Source organism: Pontibacter amylolyticus, assembly GCF_014638845.1.
GTDB classification, from domain to species: domain Bacteria; phylum Bacteroidota; class Bacteroidia; order Cytophagales; family Hymenobacteraceae; genus Pontibacter; species Pontibacter amylolyticus.
The window spans coordinates 22,756-43,045 of sequence record NZ_BMFP01000001.1 but is presented as its reverse complement, the minus strand read 5'-3'; the positions used below and the strand labels follow the sequence as shown (position 1 = coordinate 43,045).

At 50.4% G+C, this 20,290-nt stretch carries 13 protein-coding genes; 9 read left to right on the top strand and 4 right to left on the bottom strand.

Translation table 11 applies throughout. The features are described 5' to 3' along the window. Window positions 1–5 precede the first annotated feature (5 nt). Window positions 6–1,127 carry a DNA-processing protein DprA gene (gene dprA, locus IEV97_RS00160; RefSeq protein ID WP_188499500.1) on the top strand — a complete coding sequence of 374 codons (1,122 nt, stop codon included), beginning with the start codon at window positions 6–8 and terminating at the stop codon, window positions 1,125–1,127. Between the two features lie 185 nt (window positions 1,128–1,312). After that, complete coding sequence (locus IEV97_RS00155) at window positions 1,313–2,104, top strand: aminotransferase class IV (RefSeq protein WP_188499499.1); 792 nt, start codon at window positions 1,313–1,315, stop codon at window positions 2,102–2,104. 38 nt (window positions 2,105–2,142) lie between these two features. On the opposite strand, the gene IEV97_RS00150 is transcribed toward IEV97_RS00155, so the two are convergent. Next, window positions 2,143–4,782: a SusC/RagA family TonB-linked outer membrane protein gene (locus IEV97_RS00150; RefSeq protein ID WP_188499498.1), complete on the bottom strand. Its 2,640-nt coding sequence runs from the start codon at window positions 4,780–4,782 to the stop codon at window positions 2,143–2,145. A 126-nt stretch (window positions 4,783–4,908) separates the two neighbouring features. Here IEV97_RS00150 and IEV97_RS00145 point away from each other — a divergent pair, with 126 nt between their 5' ends. Both IEV97_RS00145 and IEV97_RS00140 read left to right on the top strand, forming a co-directional pair. Further along, the gene (locus IEV97_RS00145) at window positions 4,909–5,973 is read left to right on the top strand and encodes an oxidoreductase (RefSeq protein WP_188499497.1); all 1,065 of its coding nucleotides are present in this window, start codon (window positions 4,909–4,911) and stop codon (window positions 5,971–5,973) included. Between the two features lie 91 nt (window positions 5,974–6,064). Next, on the top strand, window positions 6,065–6,781 hold the full coding sequence (locus IEV97_RS00140; RefSeq protein ID WP_188499496.1) for a 3-ketoacyl-ACP reductase: 717 nt from the start codon (window positions 6,065–6,067) through the stop codon (window positions 6,779–6,781). Between the two features lie 60 nt (window positions 6,782–6,841). Here the strand turns inward: IEV97_RS00140 and IEV97_RS00135 are convergent, their stop codons facing one another. Next, complete coding sequence (locus IEV97_RS00135; protein ID WP_188499495.1) at window positions 6,842–7,636, bottom strand: thymidylate synthase; 795 nt, start codon at window positions 7,634–7,636, stop codon at window positions 6,842–6,844. A 214-nt stretch (window positions 7,637–7,850) separates the two neighbouring features. On the opposite strand from IEV97_RS00135, the gene IEV97_RS00130 reads away from it, so the two are divergent. After that, entirely contained in the window at window positions 7,851–9,845 is a 1,995-nt protein-coding gene (locus IEV97_RS00130; RefSeq protein WP_188499494.1) for a monovalent cation:proton antiporter family protein, read from the top strand. 43 nt (window positions 9,846–9,888) lie between these two features. On the opposite strand, the gene IEV97_RS00125 is transcribed toward IEV97_RS00130, so the two are convergent. After that, the gene (locus tag IEV97_RS00125) at window positions 9,889–10,497 is read right to left on the bottom strand and encodes a DUF4136 domain-containing protein (protein WP_188499493.1); all 609 of its coding nucleotides are present in this window, start codon (window positions 10,495–10,497) and stop codon (window positions 9,889–9,891) included. Between the two features lie 192 nt (window positions 10,498–10,689). Here IEV97_RS00125 and IEV97_RS00120 point away from each other — a divergent pair, with 192 nt between their 5' ends. The 3 genes from IEV97_RS00120 to IEV97_RS00110 all read left to right on the top strand — a co-directional run bounded on the left by IEV97_RS00120 (window position 10,690) and on the right by IEV97_RS00110 (window position 14,655). Further along, window positions 10,690–12,015, top strand: coding sequence for an acetyl-CoA hydrolase/transferase family protein (locus tag IEV97_RS00120; protein WP_505801478.1), 1,326 nt, complete (start codon window positions 10,690–10,692; stop codon window positions 12,013–12,015). Window positions 12,016–12,074: 59 nt separating this feature from the next. Further along, window positions 12,075–12,920 (top strand): DUF1206 domain-containing protein, encoded by an 846-nt coding sequence (locus IEV97_RS00115; RefSeq protein WP_188499491.1) that lies wholly within the window; start codon window positions 12,075–12,077, stop codon window positions 12,918–12,920. Window positions 12,921–13,296: 376 nt separating this feature from the next. Further along, entirely contained in the window at window positions 13,297–14,655 is a 1,359-nt protein-coding gene (locus tag IEV97_RS00110; RefSeq protein ID WP_188499490.1) for a sigma-54-dependent transcriptional regulator, read from the top strand. A gap of 15 nt (window positions 14,656–14,670) precedes the next feature. On the opposite strand, the gene IEV97_RS00105 is transcribed toward IEV97_RS00110, so the two are convergent. Continuing rightward, the gene (locus IEV97_RS00105; RefSeq protein ID WP_188499489.1) at window positions 14,671–15,768 is read right to left on the bottom strand and encodes a sensor histidine kinase; all 1,098 of its coding nucleotides are present in this window, start codon (window positions 15,766–15,768) and stop codon (window positions 14,671–14,673) included. A 473-nt stretch (window positions 15,769–16,241) separates the two neighbouring features. On the opposite strand from IEV97_RS00105, the gene IEV97_RS00100 reads away from it, so the two are divergent. Further along, window positions 16,242–20,204: a PAS domain-containing hybrid sensor histidine kinase/response regulator gene (locus IEV97_RS00100; RefSeq protein WP_188499488.1), complete on the top strand. Its 3,963-nt coding sequence runs from the start codon at window positions 16,242–16,244 to the stop codon at window positions 20,202–20,204. Window positions 20,205–20,290: the final 86 nt, after the last annotated feature.

Below are 20,290 nucleotides of genomic sequence, written 5' to 3'. Positions count from 1 at the left end.
GGTGCATGTCACAGGAAGCCCAGTTTGAAGTAGCCCTTTCGTTTTTGCCCCACGTTGGCGACCAGCTGACGAAGGTGCTGGTAAGCTATTGCGGCTCTGCCAAAGCCGTGTTTGACACGCCTGTTGCCAAGCTGTTGAAGGTGCCGGGCGTGGGTGAACGTGTAGCGAAGAGCATTCGCGACAACGGTCGTCAGGCCTTATTGGAAGCGGAAGATGTGCTAAAAAAGGCTGCAGACAAGCATGTGCAATTGCTGTTCTATACCTCACCGAAGTACCCGAACCGGCTGAAGCAACTGCCCGACGCCCCGCCCCTCCTCTATTTTAGGGGAAATACGGACTTAAACCATCGACGCATCATCAGCATTGTAGGTACCCGTAAACCAACCAGTTATGGGCAGGCTGTGACCGAGCGGATTGTTGATGAACTGAAGCCTTATAATGTGATGGTCGTGAGCGGTCTGGCCTACGGCATTGACATTGCTGCGCACCGGGCCGCACTGCAGGCCGGACTTCCGACCATCGGCGTGATGGCCTCCGGGCCCGACACTATTTACCCGGGCGTGCACAAGAAGTACGCCGAGAAAATGCTTGAACAAGGCGGCGTAATCACGGAGAACACCTTCGGCACCAAACCCGACGCACCCCGCTTTCCGGCCCGTAACCGCATCATCGCCGGTATGTCGGACTGCACCATCGTCATCGAAGCAGCATTCAAGAGCGGCACGCTGATCACTGCCGACATTGCCCACAGCTATGACAAGGAAGTGATGGCGGTGCCGGGCAACATTAACTCGCCTATGTCGGAGGGCACCAACTGGCTGATCAAATCGCACAAAGCCGCTTTGCTGACCTCGACCCAAGACCTGATCGAGCTGCTGAACTGGGATGTGGAGGACAATCTGGCCGCAAAACGTGCTAAGTCTATACCTGCGCTCGACCCAGCCGACTTCACACCGGAGGAAATGCAGGTGCTGCAGGTGCTGATCCAATCCGGCGAAGAGCAAATGGATAACCTGGGCTGGAAATCGCAGGTTCCCGTTAATCAGCTAGCCTCCGTGCTGTTAGGGCTGGAATTTAAAGGGATGGTCAAGGCCATGCCAGGGAAACGGTTTGCATTGATCCGATAGAACTAATTGAATGCGAGAATAATAATGTGATCCCATTTGTCATTCTGTAAGAATCTTTGTTGCCAGCTCCGAAATCCTTAGCTGCTTGCTGCTAAGTTCTTTGCAAGATGACAACAGGTATGAAGTTTCTAAATTTTAACTTTCTAACTTTCTAACTCAATTTGCTCCTCTACAACAACCACTTCTTGCCGCTGCAAGATCTGAAGCTACCGATCACGAACCGGGCCTTTCAATACAGTGATGGTTTTTTTGAGACGATCATGGTAGTGGATGGTCAGATCCGTTTTTGGCGGGATCATCAGGATCGGATACGGGAAGCCGCCGCTGCGCTGCAGTTGGCTATACCTACGTATTTCTGGGATGGGGAACTGGAGGAGAATCTGTTGCAATTGGTCAAGCAGCGCAAGGCTATTGAGTATGGTCGCATCAAATTGAAGGTATGGCGTGCCGGGGAGGGTTTGTATACTCCGCTGTCAAATGATATAGAGTGGCTGGCGAATGCAGAAGTTGCCCACCCTATACCTGATTCAGGTATACAGATCGGTATTTGTCAGTCAGTGAGAACTTTGTTTTCCCCCCTCTCCCATTTCAAAGGACCTCAAGCACCGCTCTATGTGTTGGCTGGTATGGAGAAGAAAGCCAGTGGTTTTGATGATATGCTGCTGCTGGATGCAAAAGGCAACGTCGCGGAGCTGATCTCTTCCAATATTTTCTGGCTGAAGGATGGTGCGCTCTATACCCCCGCTTTGGAGACAGGCTGTGTGAATGGGATTCTGCGCCGCAATATCCTGCGTTGGTGCCTTCAGCAAGGTATAGCAGTACGTCAGGTGCTGGCTATACCGGAAGAGTTGGTTCAAGCTGATTGCGTGTTCGGGACCAATATAACAGGTATACGAGGTATAGAGAAACTGGAGGATTCTTGCCTGCGGATCAATCATGATTGGTTGCAGGGTATGAAAGCAGGCTTACAGGTATAGAAAAGGCTTCCTATACCTTGGGGCAGCCTTTTCACCTCTCATATACTCAGATTTAATCCTAACGAGAACGTGCGCGGTTGTGGATAGAGACCTCTGTCTATACCATTGGCCACTTCCGGGTCCTGTCCATTATACTTGGTTAATACAAAAGCATTCTGTACAGTGACATTGACTTTCATGTCAACTTTACTGCCTAGCAATTTCCCAACATTGTAGCCCAGTTGCAAATATTCCAGGCGCAAAAAAGAGGCATCCTCTAGAAAATGGCTGGACTCCCGATGTGGGCTTATAAAGCCAGTCTCAAGGTAACTGCGGTTCGCGTTGGAAACGTACCAATCATCATAATTAGCATTCAGCCAGCTGCGCTGAGCATTAGCTTGATGGAATACCTCATGCCCTGCAGCACCTCGCATTAGAAAAGATATTTCCCAATTTCTGTAACCGCCGCTAGAACTCAGGTCGAAGTAGGTGTTGGGTAGGTTCGTTCCCATCGGCTTTCTTTCGAAATAGCCAAGTTTGTTTTTTTCATATTCTCCCTGAATTGGTTTCCCGTCTTTATCATATAATTGATTCAAAAGATTGAATACCTGTGCAGGTTCTCCAACGGCTAACCTGAGGCCATAATCATTTTCAGAGAAAGTATACACTTGTAATTCTCCCAGACTTGTTAACCGGTTTTTCACAACAGTGGCATGCATGCCCAGCTTTAAGTAGGCGCCCTCTTTCTGAATAACAGTATAATGCATTGCCATTTCTAATCCGGACACGCTTAGGCTTCCCAAACTTACAAACCTCACTGAGCCACTTCCAACTGGAGGTCTGTAAGGTATAAGCAGGTCACTTGACTTATTTTGAAAGTAACCGAGGGTTCCCGTAAGTCTGTTCTGCATTAGTCCGAACTCAAGTCCTAGACTCTTTACTAATGTCTTCTCTGTATCAACTTCAACTCGAGAACCAATAAATCCATAGTCAAATGGGTTGCCTTGCACGGGTGCCCACACCACCGTCCTGAACCTGTTGGGCTCATCCAGCCGGCTGAAACTACCCACATCAGCCCTGATCTTCAGATGAGAGATGAATTCCGCGTTAGTCAGAAATGCCTCTTTCCTGAGGTCCCAGCCTATACCTACTGCAATTGACTGTTGCCGGAATGCATCCTCCTTAGAATTCAAATCAGACAGGTTTCGGAAAGAACCCTTTAAGGTATAGCGGTCATGCAAGGTATAGCCAAGGCTGCCATAGTAGCTCAGGTTCTCATGCGTAGCCCCGTAGTTTCTGCCTCTTGAGTGAATTAGGTCGTCTCTATTATTTTCTGTTGATTTTGATACGGTTTCCCGGGTTGTTTTCAGTGCACCCGCAATTAGGCTCAGCTTGCTGCTTAAGCCGGGTATAGCTTGGTCCAGCGCAAAGAATGCTTCTGAATGCACGATCTTTGATTCCAGGTCATGTGTAATGAAATTAATCGGACTGTACGCGCGGGAAGCCATGTCAGCGGAAATGTTACTTCTGTAATCACCCTCGGACTTGAAGTATGCATACCTGTAATTGGCTGTCAGAGCAGGTAGAAAGTGAAGCTTGTACTTTACGTGTGCCTGTCCAGAAAGTGTTCTGATGCTCTCTAGGTTCTCCTTCTGCTCCAGTAGACTCAGCGGGTTGACATTGTAATTTAAGACATAGCCATCTGGACGCATATGGGTGAAATAGCCACCGTACATGTTATCAGCATATACGGGCTGAGTAGGGTCAAAAGCCATGGCGGCAGGTATGGCCCGCTCATCTGCCAGCCGCAATTCCTGGCGGGTGTTATGCAGAGAAAGATTGAAAGTCAGATGCTTCTGAAAAAGGCTGGGTTGGAGATTGACGGCCAGCGTGTTGCGCTTATACCCGGAGGTTTTCAGAATTCCGTCTTGCTTTAGCTGTCCAACAGACACCCGATACGGTACTGGCCCCATTGCGCCACTCACATTTAGATTGTTGGCCAATCCGAAACCCGTACGGTAGATCTCATCTTGCCAGTCGGTATTGTATTCGCCCAGGAGATGCTGCTGGTTAGGATATCGCTCTCGAATCAGACTTCTGAATTCATCCGCAGAAAAAATATCAGCCCTTTTGCGCAGGCTTGAAACTGCGCCTGTCGCATTGTATTGCAGCCGGATTTTGTCGCCCGCGTTTCCTGATTTCGTTGTGATCACCAGGACTCCGTTTGCAGCGGCACCTCCATAAAGGGCGGTTGCAGAGGCATCTTTCAGCAGCGAAACCGCGGCAATATCATCGGGATTCAGCCAGCTCAGGTTGCTTGCATGAAGCGAGTGGCTGAAAGCATCGAGCAAAACACCATCAATCACCACCAGGGGGCTGTTGTTTCCAAATAAAGAAGTACCCGACCGCAGCACCATCTCTGCTCCTGCACCGGGTGCACCTCCGCCGGGCACCACCCGCAAGCCCGCAAACCTGCCGATGATAGCCGGTTCCACAGAGCTGACAAGCCCTTTGTTAAAATCTGCTGCACTTAATTCGTAAGGCTTGTATGTGACCTGCACCGTATCGGCGGCAAACCTGGTAGAGTCGGCAAATGGCTGATTCTGGCCTAAACTAGCAACAGAGGTTGTAATGAATAAGCCAAAAGCGACACAGCTATACCTTAAAAATTTAATTGGTTGGGGTAAAATTTGTTTCAAATTGCAGGTATGGTTGGTGGAAGAAAGGACTAAATATAGGAGATTCTTTATTATTATGCAGCAAATGAATTAGCTTGACGTAAGCATTTGAAGGCGGCAAATGATGAAATTTTATAATTACCTCTAATGACGAGTAAACCAATTAACATAGCCCTTCTAGGCTTCGGCACTGCCGGACGGGTTTTTCATGCACCGATCGCTTCCGCTGTGGAGGGCTTGAAACTCAGCAAAATCAAGGCTAACCGACCCGAAAGCATTGCGCTTGCCAGACAGTTATACCCCGATGCAGCAGTTGTATCCGAAACCACGAGCGTTTTGGAGGACGAAGCCATTGACCTGGTGATCGTAGCTACTACCAACGACACACATTACAGCCTGGCCAAAGCAGCGTTAGAAGCGGGCAAGCATGTGGTGGTCGAGAAGCCCTTTACCGTTACTTCGGAGGAGGCGAACGAACTGATTGAGTTGGGAAGACAAAAAGGGAAATTGCTGACCGTTTATCAGAACCGCCGCTGGGACAGTGATTTTAAAACGGTGAAGAAGCTTATTGAGAGTGCAATGCTGGGGCGCTTGGTGGAGTACGAGGCCCATTTCGATCGGTTCAGGCCTATACCTGCTGCGGAGACCTGGAAAGAGAAAGAACTGCCGGGTTCGGGCATTCTCTATGATCTTGGTGCGCACCTCATCGACCAGGCACTCGTGCTTTTCGGGACCCCGCACGAAATATACGCCGATTTGCGCACGCAACGGAGTGGCGGGAAAATAACCGATAGCTTTGACCTGACGCTCTACTATGCCAATGGTCTGAAAGCGATTTTGAAAGCAGGTATGCTGGTGAAGCAGCCGGGACCCCACTTCATCCTGTCAGGTGATAAAGGATCTTTTGTGAAGTACGGGCTGGATGTGCAGGAAGCGGCCCTGAAAGCGGGTCTCTCACCTACAGGGGCCAATTGGGGCGTTGAGCCTGAAGAGATCTGGGGCAAACTGGATACAGAAGTGCAGGGACAAAGGATCGTGGGCAAGGTTCAGAGTGAAGCGGGCGATTACCGCGCTTTTTATGATAATGTGCGGGATGCCATCTTAGGTATAGCGGAGCTCGAGGTGAAACCAGAACAGGCCCGAAATACCATCCGCATCATCGAGCTGGCCATGCAGAGCAGCAAAGAAAAGAGAGCAGTGGCTTACCATTGAGTCCTTCTTTTGGTCTTACCTCTTTCAAATGCGTAAACTTTCATGCGCTTCTGTTGTATATTTGTAGCTACAAACATTAATTGCTTACAACATGGAATCATTAAAAGGAAAAAGTGCCCTGATTACGGGCGCTGGCAAAGGTATAGGCAAGGCCATCGCGATCGCTCTGGCCAAAGAGGGTGTCAACGTGGGCTTGCTGGCTCGCACCAAGGCACAATTGGAAGAGGTTGCCATTGAGCTGAAAGCACATGGTGTAAAAGCGGCGGTTGCGCCAGCTGATGTGACGGATATAAACTCAGTAAACGAAGCGGTGAAGCAGATTGGCGCCGAGCTCGGCCCGATTGATATCCTGATCAATAACGCAGGTATAGGTAAGTTTGGCAAGTTCCTGGAACTGGAGCCGGCTGAGTGGGAAAACATCATCCGGGTGAACCTGATGGGTGCATACTACGTGACCCGCGCGGTGTTGCCGGAAATGATCGAGCGTCAGACAGGTGACATCATCAACATCTCCTCTACGGCTGGACAAAGAGGCGCTGCGGTGACCAGTGCTTATAGTGCCTCCAAGTTTGCGCTTATTGGCCTTTCGGAGTCGCTCATGCAGGAGGTGCGCAAGCACAATATCCGCGTGAGCACCCTCACACCTAGCACCGTGGCCACCGACATGGCTATCGATCTGAAGCTGACGGATGGTAATCCGGATCGCGTGATGCAGCCTGAGGACTTTGCCGAGTTGATCGTGGCACAGCTCAAACTAAACCGGCGCGTGTTCATTAAGGAAGCCGGCATCTGGTCTACCAACCCCTAACGAAAAATGCCCGAAGCTATACTTCGGGCATTTTGGTTTATAGGCTTATACCTTAATAACTTATACAGCAACAGGCGCCTTTATACCTGGGTGCGAAACATAATTCTCTAGTTTGAAGTCTTCGAATGTAAAGTCGAAAATATCCTTCACGTCAGGGTTCAAACGCATGGTAGGCAGTGTGTGCGGTTCACGTGTCAGTTGCAGCTCTGCCTGCTCCAGGTGATTCAGGTATAGGTGTGTATCGCCACCCGTCCAGATAAATTCTCCCGGTTCCAGACCGGTCACCTGCGCCATCATCAGCACCAGCAAGGCGTACGAGGCAATATTGAAGGGTACGCCCAGGAACACATCGGCGGATCGCTGGTATAACTGGCAGCTCAGTTTGCCCTCGGCTACATAAAACTGGTAGAAGGCATGGCAAGGCGGCAGCTTCATGTTTTCGATTTCGGCCACGTTCCAGGCACTCACAATAATGCGTCTTGAGTCAGGGTTGTGTTTGAGTTGATTCACCACCTGGGTGATCTGGTCAATATGGCGGCCATCGGGTGTGGGCCAGCTGCGCCACTGCGAACCGTATACCGGACCCAGATTTCCATTTTCATCCGCCCACTCGTCCCAGATCGTCACGCCGTTTTCCTTGAGGTAGGCGATGTTGGTGTCCCCTTTCAAAAACCACAGCAGTTCGTGGATGATGGACTTCAGGTGTACCTTTTTGGTCGTCACCAGCGGAAAGCCTTCTGACAGATCGAAACGCATCTGGTAACCAAATACGCTCAGGGTACCGGTGCCGGTACGGTCTTCTTTTTTCACGCCCTTGTCAAGGATGTGTTGCATGAGGTCCAGGTACTGCTTCATAAGGGATTGTAATCTGAATGGTTTTGAACCTTAAATATAGTGCAAAAATTATCCGGCAAAAAACCTGCTGCCTGTTTTATGGAAACATTTATTTATTGTGCCTGCCCTTCTTTTGTTGTATGCTATTCCTCTTAAATCTTTTATTATTTTTCACCAAAATTCAACTTAGAATACTCAAACTCGAATAACAAAAACCTTTAGGATATAAAATCGAATGGAAGTTCCTTTCCTGTCTGATGTCGTTATTATCCTGGGACTGGCCGTAGTTGTGATTTTGCTGTTTCAGCGCTTCAGGTTACCTACCATCCTGGGCTTCCTCATAACTGGTGTGATCGCCGGTCCCTATGGCATGAGCCTGGTCAAAGATGTACACGACATCGAGATACTGGCCGAAATCGGGGTGATACTGCTCCTGTTTATCATCGGAATGGAGTTTTCGCTGCGCAACCTGGCCCTGATCAAGCGTACCGTACTGCTGGGTGGCGCTACCCAGGTACTTGTTACAATAGTGCTGGTCGGCCTTGTCCTGATGATGTTCGACTTTTCGGCAGCCGAAGGTTTCTTTGTCGGTTTCCTGATTTCGCTCAGCAGTACCGCCATAGTGCTAAAACTGTTGCAAGACAATGGGGAGATCAGCACCCCGCACGGTAAAATAGCACTCGGTATTCTGATTTTTCAGGATATTGTGGTCGTGCCCATGATGCTGGTGGTGCCGCTCATGGCGGGCGGGGCTGAGAACATCGTGGTCGAGTTACTGCTCATGGTGCTGAAAGGCGCCTTTGTCATTGTCTTTGTATTGATCAGCGCCCGCTACCTGGTACCTAAGCTCCTGTTTGTAGTGGCACGGACGAAGAGCAGAGAGCTCTTCATTCTTAGTATTGTCGTCATCTGTTTTGCGGTGGCCTGGCTGACACAGAGCATCGGCCTGTCTTTGGCGCTGGGCGCTTTTCTGGCCGGCTTAATTATCTCCGAGTCACAGTACAGCTACCAGGCCACCAGTAACGTCCTTCCATTTCGCGAGATTTTCACCAGCTTCTTCTTCGTTTCGATCGGGATGCTTCTTGATATTGGTTTCATGCTGCAGCACCTGCCGCTGATCCTGTTGCTGACTGCCTGCACTTTTCTCCTGAAGGCAGTGATCGCGGCCCTGGCTGCCCGAATTTTGCAATACCCGTTACGAACGTCCATACTGGTCGGGCTTTCCCTTTTTCAGGTGGGTGAGTTCGCTTTCATTCTTTCCAAAACAGGTATAAAGAGTGGTCTGCTTTCGCTGGAAGTATACCAGTACTTTCTCTCCGTATCGCTGCTCACCATCTCGATCACACCTTTTGTGATCGGTTCTTTCCATACCATTGCCAATAAACTGAGTGCTCTTTGGGTGTCTGACAACAACCATTTACCCAATGCTCCGGCCAACTTTGAGCCATTGGACGATATGCACCGTCTGGAAGACCATATCGTCATTGTGGGCTACGGCATAAATGGGCGCAATGTGGCCAAAGCGGCACGCCATGCCAGCATACCTTACGTGATCGTGGAGCTCAATGCAGTGACTGTAAGAGAGGAACAGTCGCGAGGAGAAAACATCATTTTCGGTGACGCGGTGCACGGTGTCATTTTGTCGCACGTAAACATACACAAGGCACGGGTGGTGGTCATCGCCATTTCAGACCAGGAGGCGACCAACCGAATCATCTCCAGCATCAGAGAGGTAAGCGATAAAGTTCACATTATCGTCAGGACCCGCTTTGTGAAGGAAATGGAAGAGAGTTACCGACTAGGAGCCGATGAGGTGATACCCGAGGAGTTTGAGACGTCGATAGAGATTTTCACGCGCGTGCTTTCCAAATACCTGATGCCACGCGATGAGATCGATAATTTTACTTTCAGTATCCGGGCTGACAACTATGAGATGCTCCGCAGCATGACGGGCAGCAAAACCAAGGGCGGCAATATTTCGGCAGACTTGCCTGATATAGAAGTGGCTGCCTTTCGAATCTTTACAAAAGATGACACGCTGGTAGGTAAATCGCTGGTAGAAGCCGATGTGCGCAATCGCTTCGGCATAACAGTGGTAGCTATCAAGCGGGAGGGCGCAACATTGCTTGAGATCAACGCGCAGACACGATTGAAGCGGGGCGATGTAGTTTATGTGGTTGGCAAACCCTCCGACGTAATGCGCTTCAATAATCTCGTCAGGGCTGATTGAGTATAAAAAAAAGAAACCCCGCTTTTCAGGCGGAGTCTTCTTATTAAGGCTGTGTAGCGTTCGGCATCCGGTTTACGATCCGCTGTACCTGGCTTTTCACGGTGCCATGGCCTGCGCCGAAGTCCTTGATCGCTCCTTCGGTCCAGCCGCGCCAGAGCAGCTGTTTGGTTTTCGGGTCGATCACGTCTAAAATCAGGGTACCCTGCTTGAAAAGATCCACCGCGCGGTAACCGGGCAGCTCCGCGTTGCCATAGTTATACCTGTAGCCACTCATATAGGCGTAGCTATACCCGAAGCCTGGCCCATAAAGCTCCGGTTTGTCCATGGCGTCCGGCACCGACACGCTCACATCATAGGCAACCAGCATATCCGGGTTCACAGTAGTTTTGGTGAAGCCTTTGCGCTCCAGTTCTTCTTCTATCGCTTTGAGCAGGTGCTTGTGCAGGTCGGCATCAAAGCCCGGGCCGTAGGCTGGCTGCGCGGCCGGTGTAGGCTGATACCAGGCATATGTGTTTTTTTTGCCTAGAACCCCTTCTGATGAACTGATCGTGTTGGTGTGGTCGATGCCCGAAGTGGCCACGCATGAACTGAGGAAAATAGCGCACAGAAAGAGGTATAGCGCTGAAGACAGTTGATTTTTAAAGCTTTTCATAGATGCAGTTGGTGTATTGTCGGCGGAGGCAGGGGGCTTCTCTCCTCCCCTCCTTACGCGTGCTTATTTTTAAGGGTGACATTTATCATCGCTTGCTGTCAAATTTATATATTCTTTTGCGAATAAATAAATAGTCTGCCCCGATTTCGGAGGCATTTCAAACCGAGTGTATGACAAGCCGTAAGTTAAGCGATACGCCCAAAGCTTACACTCAAAAACCAAGAAACCATGAATCAAGCCCAATTGAAGTACACCTCAGCCGAAGACGCCCTTTCTGTTATCAAATCCGGAGATCGTGTGTTTGTGCATGGCAGTGCTGCCACACCACAGTATCTGCTGCATAAACTGGCCGAGCGCGCTGACGAACTTCGAAATGTGGAGCTGGTGAGTATCTCCACTTTTGGCGACATGCCCTGCGCCGATGAACGCTGCAGCGACGCTTTCTATATCAATTCCCTTTTCGTATCCGCCAACGTGCGCGAGGCGGTCAATAGCGGCCGCGGCGACTATGTGCCTATTTTCCTGAGTGAAATCCCGAACCTGTTTCGTTCCGGCATCATGCCGCTCGATGTGGCGATTGTGCATGTGTCGCCTCCCGACCGCCACGGTTTCTGCTCGCTGGGAGTCTCTGTGGACATTGCCCGCCAGGCGGTTATCAGCGCGAAGCACGTCATCGCGCAGGTAAACCCCCAGATGCCCCGCACTCACGGCGATGCCCTGATCAATATCCGTCGTTTTGATGCGCTGGTGGAGGTGAACGAGCCGCTTCCGGAAGTGGATTATGGACCGCGCATCACCCAAACAGAGGAAACCATCGGACGCTACATCGCCGAGATGGTAGAGGACGGCGCCACCCTGCAAATGGGCATAGGCGGTATACCGGATGCCACGCTCAGAAGCCTGACCAATCACAAAGGTCTTGGTATTCACACGGAAATGTTCTCTAACGGGGTACTGCCGCTGGTGGAGAAAGGGATCATAACGAACGAGTTCAAGAAGAAGCACCGGGGCCGGATCGCGACGGGCTTTATCGTAGGCAACCGCGAGCTGTATGATTTCGTGGATGATAACCCGCTGATCATGATGCTCAGCTCCGACTATGTGAACGATGTGACCGTCATCCGCTCCAACCCGAAAGTGACCGCCATCAACAGCGCCATCGAGATTGACCTGACCGGTCAGGTAGTGTCAGATTCCATTGGCACGTACCAGTTCTCAGGTATAGGCGGCCAGATGGACTTTATCCGGGGTGCAGCCCTCTCCGATGGTGGGAAGCCGATCATTGCACTGCCGTCCGTAACGAATAAAGGTATATCGCGGATCACGCCCTACATCAACCAGGGTGCGGGCGTGGTGACAACGCGCGCCCACGTGCATTATGTGGTGACCGAATACGGAGTTGCCTACCTGTACGGGAAGAACCTGCGGCAGCGCGCCAAGGCTTTGATCGAGATTGCGCACCCGGACCACCGGGCCCGACTCGAGGAAGAGGCACATAAGCGGTTCAAAAACTTATAGCCAAGATACCAAACTTTAGCTGCGGGTTTTCGTGTATGGGAAGGTTAAATACTCACTATATGGATATTTCTATTTCACCTTCCCGTATACCTACCCCCCGTCCGGAATGGGTCGTGCGCTTTGCCCGCGTAGGCCTGATCGCTAAAGGAATCGTGTATTGCCTGGTTGGGGCGCTCGCCTTTATGGCGGCCTTCGAGCTGGGCGGTCAGAGCACAGAAGAGGCCGGCAAGACCGGTGTATTTCAGTTCATCCTGGAGCAGCCCTATGGCAAAGTGCTATTGGGCATTGTGACGGCAGGTATGCTGTGCTATACCTTGTGGCGCTTCATACAGGCCTTCCGCGATACCGAGGAGAAAGGCACTGATGCAAAAGGTATAGGAAAGCGCATCGGCTACGCCTTTAGCGGTGCCGTTTACGGTGTGCTTGCCTTTACAGCTGCGCAGCTTCTTTTAGGCAACGGTGGAGGAGGAAATGGCTCAGACTCGCGTCAGACGCTGGCGCGTGAGCTCTTGTCTCAGCCTTTCGGGCAGTGGTTGCTGGGCGCTGTGGCGGTTGGCACCATGATCATGGGAATTTATCAGTTTTACCGCGCCTATTCCGGCAAGTACATGAGCAAAGTGCAGGCGCAGCAGCTGAAGCCGGAACTCCGCACCTCGCTCGTGCGGGCCGGCATGGTAGGTTACATAGCCCGTGGCGTAGTCTGGCTGATCATCGGCTATCTGCTCCTGCGTGCCGCCCTGACCTCGAATTCCCGTGAGGCAGGCAGTAGTTCTGAGGCCTTCCAATTCATGGAGGAGGCGTCCTATGGTTCCTACCTGCTGGGAATACTGGCTTTAGGTCTCATCTGCTACGGCGTTTTCATGTTTGTGCGCGCCAAGTGTGAAGTGATCAGCACGAAGGTATAGGCCGCTTCAACTTCCTGATGTGCCTTCTATACCTGTGATTAGGTGTGCCAACAGCTTCCCGTTGATACGCTTGTAGTCTGTTGGCTATACCTGTCAGGGCGTCAACTTGTGATGCGTCTCCCCTGCCGGATGCGTTTTCAAAACTAACTACCTTAACTAGGATTCCGATCCCACTTTCCTTGTTTCGAATTGAAGTAGCTATGAGAACAGACGCGTATATCTACTTAGGTTAAAGTACTGAACCGTGGCGAATTATAACATTATTTTGAAATATTAATTAAGCCCTGCCCGTAAACCAAAATTGGGCCGGGAACTGTTATCTGGATATAACTTTTCAGTTATATTTGACCCGAACTTTGCAATTACCCGACGCCTGATGACAAACGGTTCTTTTAAAATATTTATACTGGATGATGACGTCTGGTATAGCGAACTGCTCGAATACCACCTTTCCCTGAATCCGGACTACGAAATCCGTAAGTTTCATTCTGCCAACGATTGCCTTGCCAACATGCACCTGCGCCCCAATGTGGTGACGCTAGACTATTCGCTTCCAGACAAAAACGGCTCCGAGGTACTCAAGCGCATCAAAGAACAGAACCCGGATGTGCAGGTGGTGGTGATTTCAGGTCAGGAAGATGTGGCAACGGCCGTGGATCTGCTCAAACTGGGTGCCTATGACTATATCGTAAAGGACGAAGACACTCCGGAGCGGCTCTGGAACACGATCAACAAGATACGGGAGAATGTGTCCCTGCGCGAGGAGATAGACCACCTCAAAGAGGAGATCGGGCAGAAGTACGACTTCAGCAAAGTGATCATTGGCAACAGCGATGCCATCAAAAAGGTGTTCAACCTGATGGATAAAGCCACCAAAACCAACATCACCGTTTCCATTCACGGCGAGACAGGTACAGGCAAAGAATTGGTGGCCAAAGCGATCCATTACAACAGCACCCGCAAAAAAGCCCCCTATGTGGCGGTAAACGTGGCGGCTATACCTCGTGAACTGATCGAGAGCGAATTGTTCGGGCATGAAAAAGGTGCCTTTACCGGAGCCGTCTCACGCCGCCTGGGCAAGTTTGAAGAAGCAAACAAGGGCACCATCTTTCTGGACGAGATCGGCGAACTGGACATAAGTCTGCAGTCTAAACTATTGCGCGTGCTCCAGGAAAAGGAAATTACGCGGGTAGGCGGCAATGCCGTGGTTCCTGTGGATGTGCGCATCATCGTGGCCACGCATAAAAACTTGGCTGAGGAAGTAAAAAAAGGGCGTTTCAGAGAGGACTTGTATTATCGCCTGTTGGGTTTGCCTATCCAGTTGCCTCCCCTGCGCGAAAGAGGCAGCGACATTCTGGTGCTGGCGAAGTTTTTTATTGATGCCTTTGCCAAAGAGAACGGCCTCGGACGAAAACATTTGTCACCGGCTGCGCAGCAGAAGCTCCTCTCCTATGCTTTTCCGGGTAACGTGCGCGAACTGAAGGCGCTGGCGGAACTGGCCGTCGTGCTGGCGGATGAGGATACGATACAGGAGCAGGATATTAATTTTTCCGCCAGTCACAATGAAAAGGACTTTCTGGCCGAAGAGCGCAGCTTAAAGGAATATACGACTGCCATCATCCAGCGCTTCCTCGACCGGTATGATTACAACGTGCTGCTGGTAGCTGACAAACTCGACATCGGCAAATCCACGATCTACCGCATGATCCAGAGCCACGAGCTGACGGTGAAGTAAGGTATAGCTACAGGATTAATTCGTAGGCAGTATGATCGTGAACGTGGCCCCTTTATCGACCTCACTTTCGACTCTGATCTGCCCGCCCATCAACCTGACTTGCTGGTTCACGATGTACAAACCCAGTCCGTTTCCCTCCGCTACCTTTGGGGCAAATCGCCGGTGCATCTGAAACATCTCCGGACCGATCTTGACCAGGTCCATACCGATGCCGTTGTCAGCTACTTGGATGGTGATGAGCTCATGCTGCATGCTTGCCGATAACCTGATGACTGGTTTGCGGTTCGGGTTGCGGTACTTCAGCGCATTGGAGATCAGATTGCGGAGGATGCTGTTGAAATAGGCCTTAATGGTATGCATCCGGGTATTTTCTGCAATGTCGATCTCCAGGACCGCCCCCGCCTGCCTGATCTCTTCCTGAAAGAAGTTGACCAAACGCTTTAATGTTTTGTTGACGTCAATCTCTTCCTTGCTTTCCTTGCCAGTCGACTGCAACGCGATCAGTTCGTTGAGATCGCGCAGCATCACATCAACAGACTCTACGGTATGCAGTAAGTAGCGCTTCACCTCGTTTTCTTTGCTTTCAGAGAGCTTTTTTTGCAGGAGCCGAGCAAAGCCGAGTGCGTTGGCAACGGGCTTGCGCATATCATGGGCCAGTATTTTCCTGAATATCTCCAACTCGTCGTTGTGAACCTTCAATAGCGCTGTGTACTGTTCAAGCTCTGTCTCTTTCCGTTTCTTGTCGGTGATGTCTTTGGCAATACCGAAAATTGCCAGGAGGCGGGTGTCGTTTTTGAGCGGGAAATTGGTGACATCCAGGTGCGCGATACCGCTTTTGGTGACAATGGCGGTTTCGTAGCGCTGTGGAATGTCCTGCTTCGATTCCAGAAAGCGCTCCCTTGTAAAGGCTCTGTTACTTTCCTCAATGAGTGGCTCAAAACTCCGGCCGATCAGTGTGTCCCGATCAAGCCCGGTCATTCGGCACAATTCTTCGTTTACCATCATGAATTTCCCCTCCAGATCCAGTAGAAAGATGGCATCCGGATGATTGAGAAAGAGCGTCTGGGTAAGTTTTTCGAACTGAAACAATTCTAGTTCTTTGTTTACATCCATTGGAAATGGGCTATCTGCAGTAGTTAAGGGGCGCCTTCTTTAATGTACGTCTGCTATCAGGAATTGTCGTATTTTAGATGGTTCGTCTGCACTTTTTCTCATCAGTGCGCTTTCGGATCCAAGTTTTCGGATTCCCAGTGTTATGCTCTGTGTGTGTCTCATAGCATCCCTGATTTTGTATGGCATTGAATTAAAATTTAGCGCATCTGCTCGGCAGGTCGCCATGGGTTTTACTGTATGATAACATAAGGTGTTAGTTCCAAAAAAGTATCATACGCATAACAAAGCTGGGTCAATAGATGTTTAGATTCGGAGCGCCTGTAGATCCAGGTAGGTATACATGTTGCGAAGTCTTGTGAAAGAAAATATTCGATTTCGCATAAAATTATCTGCCTCATTGGATTGTTAACTCACTGAAAAGAGATAATTTGCAAGGAAATCCGCTTCTCTTTTACTCGGGTTTTATTGATTGCATGATGGAAACTTCATACGAGCTGCAGGTACTGCAACAGGAGCTCGAAAAAGAAAGAAAAGCACGCCAGGAGGCCGAGCAAAAGGCCGAAACACTTGCCTGCGAGCTACAGCTACTCCGAACAAATCAGTCTGATACGACGGCAGAGCTTGTGCAGAACGTCATGCACATGGTGCCGAGCATCATCTACATCTACGATCTGGATCAAAACAAAAGCATCTACCTGAACAACTGCATTAAAACAATTCTGGGATATTCGCAGCAGGAACTGGATGCGATGGATGGGCACTTTTTTATGTCAGTTGTAGATGACGCAGACAAGCCCCTCCTGCTGCAGCATACCTCCGGCATGTTAAGTGCCCAGGATGGCGAGATACGGAAAATCACATATAGTGTGCGTGCCAGTGATGGTTCCAACAGAATCCTGTTTTGCAGAGAGGCCGTCTATAAACGCAATGCCGATGGCAGCGTAAGTCAGATCATCGGTTCGGCTGAAGACGTTACCAGGCTGCGCCAGAAGAACCAGGAGCTAGCAGAGCAGAAGGAGTTTTACGAGGCCATCCTGAATAATCTCCCCTCCGACGTGGCCGTTTACGACAGCAAGCTTCGCTACATTTTCGTTAACCCGGCCGCCGTGTCAGATCCTCACCTGCGGGAATGGATCATTAACAAAACGAATGAGGAGTACTGCGCCTACCGCAATGTGCCGCTGCACCGCATCGAAAACCGCGGCAAGTATTTGACGAAGGCCTTAGTGGAGCGCCGCCAGGTATCGTTTGAGGAAAAGCTCGTTGATAAACAGGGCCATGCCAGTTACCATATTCGCAAGCTGAACCCGGTGCTCGACGAACAGGGCGAAGTAAGGCTCGTGATCGGGCATGGCCTCAATATTACCGACCTGCACCACGCACAGCAGGAGATCAGCAACAGAGAAGCCAAAATACGGGCTATCCTGGATGCCATACCTGACCTGATGTTCATCATCGATAAACAGGGCGTATACCTGGAGATGCACAACGAGCACTCTCAGCACGAAGTGATAGAAGCCTCTGAGGTAATAGGCAAAACACTCTTCGACACGCTCCCATTACCCCTGAGCCAGAAAGCCTTTAACCTCATACAGGATGTGCTGGCAAAGGGCCAGATGCAGTCGATCGATTATGAATTAAATGAGCGCTACTTCGAAGGAAGAATTGTAAAGTACAATGACGAGGAGGTGCTCACCATAGTGCGCGACGTAACCGAAGAGCGCATGGCTGCATTTGAGGTTAAAGAGAAAAATGACTTTATCAGACTGGTGCTCAACACAAGTCCTTCGCTCATTTATGTGAAGGACGGGGAAGGCAACTTCAAACTTGCCAACCAGGAGTTTGCTGCCCTGTTCGGCCTTACACCAGATGATGTGATAGAGCAGAACAACCGCGATCTGCATGAGGTGGAGCAGGAACTGCATCATTTCAACCGTATCGATCAGTTAGTGATTGAGACAGGTCAGGAGCTACGCGTGCAGGAGAAGTTTACCCTTCCCGATGGCCGTGTGGAGTGGTTCAACACCATTAAAAAGCCACTCATCACAAAAGACGGGGAAGTACATGTGCTCGGTATTTCCGACAATGTGACGGAGCAATACAACGCTAACAAAAGACTGGAGGAAAGTGAGGAACTGCACAGGCTGCTGTCAGAAAACTCACGCGATCTGGTGTGTCTGTATGATGAGGAGGGCCATTACACCTATGTGTCGAATGCCGCGGAAGAAATGCTCGGCTACAAGCCCGAGGAGCTGATCGGTGTTTTTGCCTCTGATCTAATTCACCCCGAGGATATCCTCAAGGTACAGGGCATGGGCCAGCAGGTTTCCCTGAAACAGCGAAACAACATCACGGTGCAGCACCGCCAAAGGCACCGTGATGGCTATTATATCTGGGTGGAAACCAGTATTAAGCCCATTACAGACAGTGCCGGCAAGGTCATCAAGTTTCAGTCCTCCTCGCGCGATATCACGGAGCGTCGCCTGGCTGATGAAGCGCTCAGGAAGAGTGAAAAGAAATACCGCGACCTGATCAAGTACAGTCAGGCTTATATGTGCACGCACGATATGGAGGGTGTTATTCTCTCTGTCAACCCATACCTGATTGAAATGCTGGGCTATAAAGAAGAGGAGATTCTGGGCAAATCCCTGAAGCAGTTCTTCCCGCTACTGCACCGCCAGAATTTCCCGGATTACCTGAAGCAGTTTGAGAACCAGACCGTGGTAAAAGGGGTGCTGAGCGTGCTGCGCAAAGACAAGGAAGAGCGATTCCTCAGCTACCAGAATTATAAGGTAAGTGAAGATGGACAGGAGCCGTATGTGATTGGTTTTGCGCAGGATGTGAGCGACCGCATCCAGACCGAGCGCGAACTTAAAAACGCGAAAGAGGCGGCAGAAGAATCAGCCCGAGTGAAGGAGAACTTCCTGGCCAACATGAGCCACGAGATCAGAACACCACTCAACGGTATACTGGGCATGAGTGGCCTGCTGCACAAAACCCAGCTGGACGAAACGCAACTCAATTATCTCAAGATCATCAATCAGTCGGCTGACAACCTGCTGGTAGTCATCAACGATATTCTGGACGTGGCGAAGATAGAAGCCGGCAAACTGGAGCTCGAATCCATACCGTTCAGAATCGAAGAAACGGTGCAAACTGCTTTCCAGACATTGAAGTACAAGGCTGAAGAAAAGGAGATTGCCTTTCAGTTGGGCGAACTGGACCTGCCGCATACCCTGCTGCAGGGTGATCCGTACCGCCTAAACCAGATCCTGCTGAACCTGCTAAACAATGCCATCAAGTTTACAGAAGAAGGAAGCGTTGTCCTGAACGGCAGAACACTGGAAGAAACGCCTACTACCCTCACCATCGAGATTTCGGTGGTGGATACAGGTATAGGCGTGCCGGTCGATAAAAAAGATATTATTTTCGAAGGCTTCACGCAGGCTTACTCCAGTATTACGCGCAAATATGGAGGCACCGGACTCGGGCTCAGCATCTGCAAAAACCTGGTGGAGCGTCAGGGAGGCGATATCTGGGTGGAAAACAATCCGGAGGGAGGAAGCATTTTCCACTTTATGATCACCTACCCAAAAAGCGATGAAGTGTATTTGATCGAAAATGAATCTGTTGCCGTTGATTTCAGCAGCCTGGGCGCCGTGAAGGTGTTGCTGGCTGAGGACAATGAAGTAAACGTCTTCCTGGCGCAGGCGATCATGGAGGAATGGGGCTTTCAGCTGGACGTAGCCTACAACGGCCTCGAAGCTGTCGAAATGGTGAAGCAATCGGACTATGATCTCGTCTTGATGGACATCCAGATGCCGGAACTGAGCGGAATAGATGCGACGATGCAGATCAGGGCTATGAGCGACCCGCAAAAAGCTTCTATTCCGATCATTGCCCTGACCGCAAACGCCCTGAAAGGTGATGCCGAAAAATACCTGAGCGCAGGTATGAATGATTATCTCTCGAAGCCTTTTGAAGCGGAAGTTCTGTATACCAAAATCTCCAGCCTGGTACCTAAGAAGCAAAGCGATGGCGTGGAAATGGACAGGACTACAGCAAATCAGGCGCAGGAACAGAAAGTAGTGGCCGCTCCGCTTTATAGCATGGAGGTCATTCAGAAAATGTCGCACAACAACGAGGCATTTATGAACCGTGCCCGCCAGCTTTTTGCTGACACCATACCTGTTACCGTGCGCGAAATGCAAAAAGCCATGGAGCTGGGAGACTGGAAAATGGTCAGCGCCATGGCGCATAAGGTAAAGTCCACCATCGACACCATGAAGATCGAGTCCATAAAAGAAGTGGTGCGCTTTGTAGAGCTGAATGCCAGACAGGAGACCAACCTGGAGGAAGTGCGCAACGGCGTCCATAAGTTAGGGCAAGTGCTGCTACAGGTAGTAGATGAGATTTGTGCTGAGTTCACTTCGTAAATATCCGTTTGTATAAGAGGACAGCCTGCCCTGCTGACATAAAGATGTTGCGGGGCAGGCATTTTTGTAAAGTTTTAGTTCAATCA

Bases quoted from the DNA above. Each gene is read 5' to 3' on its own strand.
- dprA (WP_188499500.1), top strand. From the start codon at position 6: ATGTCACAGGAAGCCCAGTTTGAAGTAGCCCTTTCGTTTTTGCCCCAC.
- IEV97_RS00145 (WP_188499497.1), top strand. From the start codon at position 4,909: ATGACGAGTAAACCAATTAACATAGCCCTTCTAGGCTTCGGCACTGCC.
- IEV97_RS00140 (WP_188499496.1), top strand. From the start codon at position 6,065: ATGGAATCATTAAAAGGAAAAAGTGCCCTGATTACGGGCGCTGGCAAA.
- IEV97_RS00135 (WP_188499495.1), bottom strand. From the start codon at position 7,636: ATGAAGCAGTACCTGGACCTCATGCAACACATCCTTGACAAGGGCGTG.
- IEV97_RS00130 (WP_188499494.1), top strand. From the start codon at position 7,851: ATGGAAGTTCCTTTCCTGTCTGATGTCGTTATTATCCTGGGACTGGCC.
- IEV97_RS00125 (WP_188499493.1), bottom strand. From the start codon at position 10,497: ATGAAAAGCTTTAAAAATCAACTGTCTTCAGCGCTATACCTCTTTCTG.
- IEV97_RS00115 (WP_188499491.1), top strand. From the start codon at position 12,075: ATGGATATTTCTATTTCACCTTCCCGTATACCTACCCCCCGTCCGGAA.
- IEV97_RS00110 (WP_188499490.1), top strand. From the start codon at position 13,297: ATGACAAACGGTTCTTTTAAAATATTTATACTGGATGATGACGTCTGG.
- IEV97_RS00105 (WP_188499489.1), bottom strand. From the start codon at position 15,768: ATGGATGTAAACAAAGAACTAGAATTGTTTCAGTTCGAAAAACTTACC.
- IEV97_RS00100 (WP_188499488.1), top strand. From the start codon at position 16,242: ATGATGGAAACTTCATACGAGCTGCAGGTACTGCAACAGGAGCTCGAA.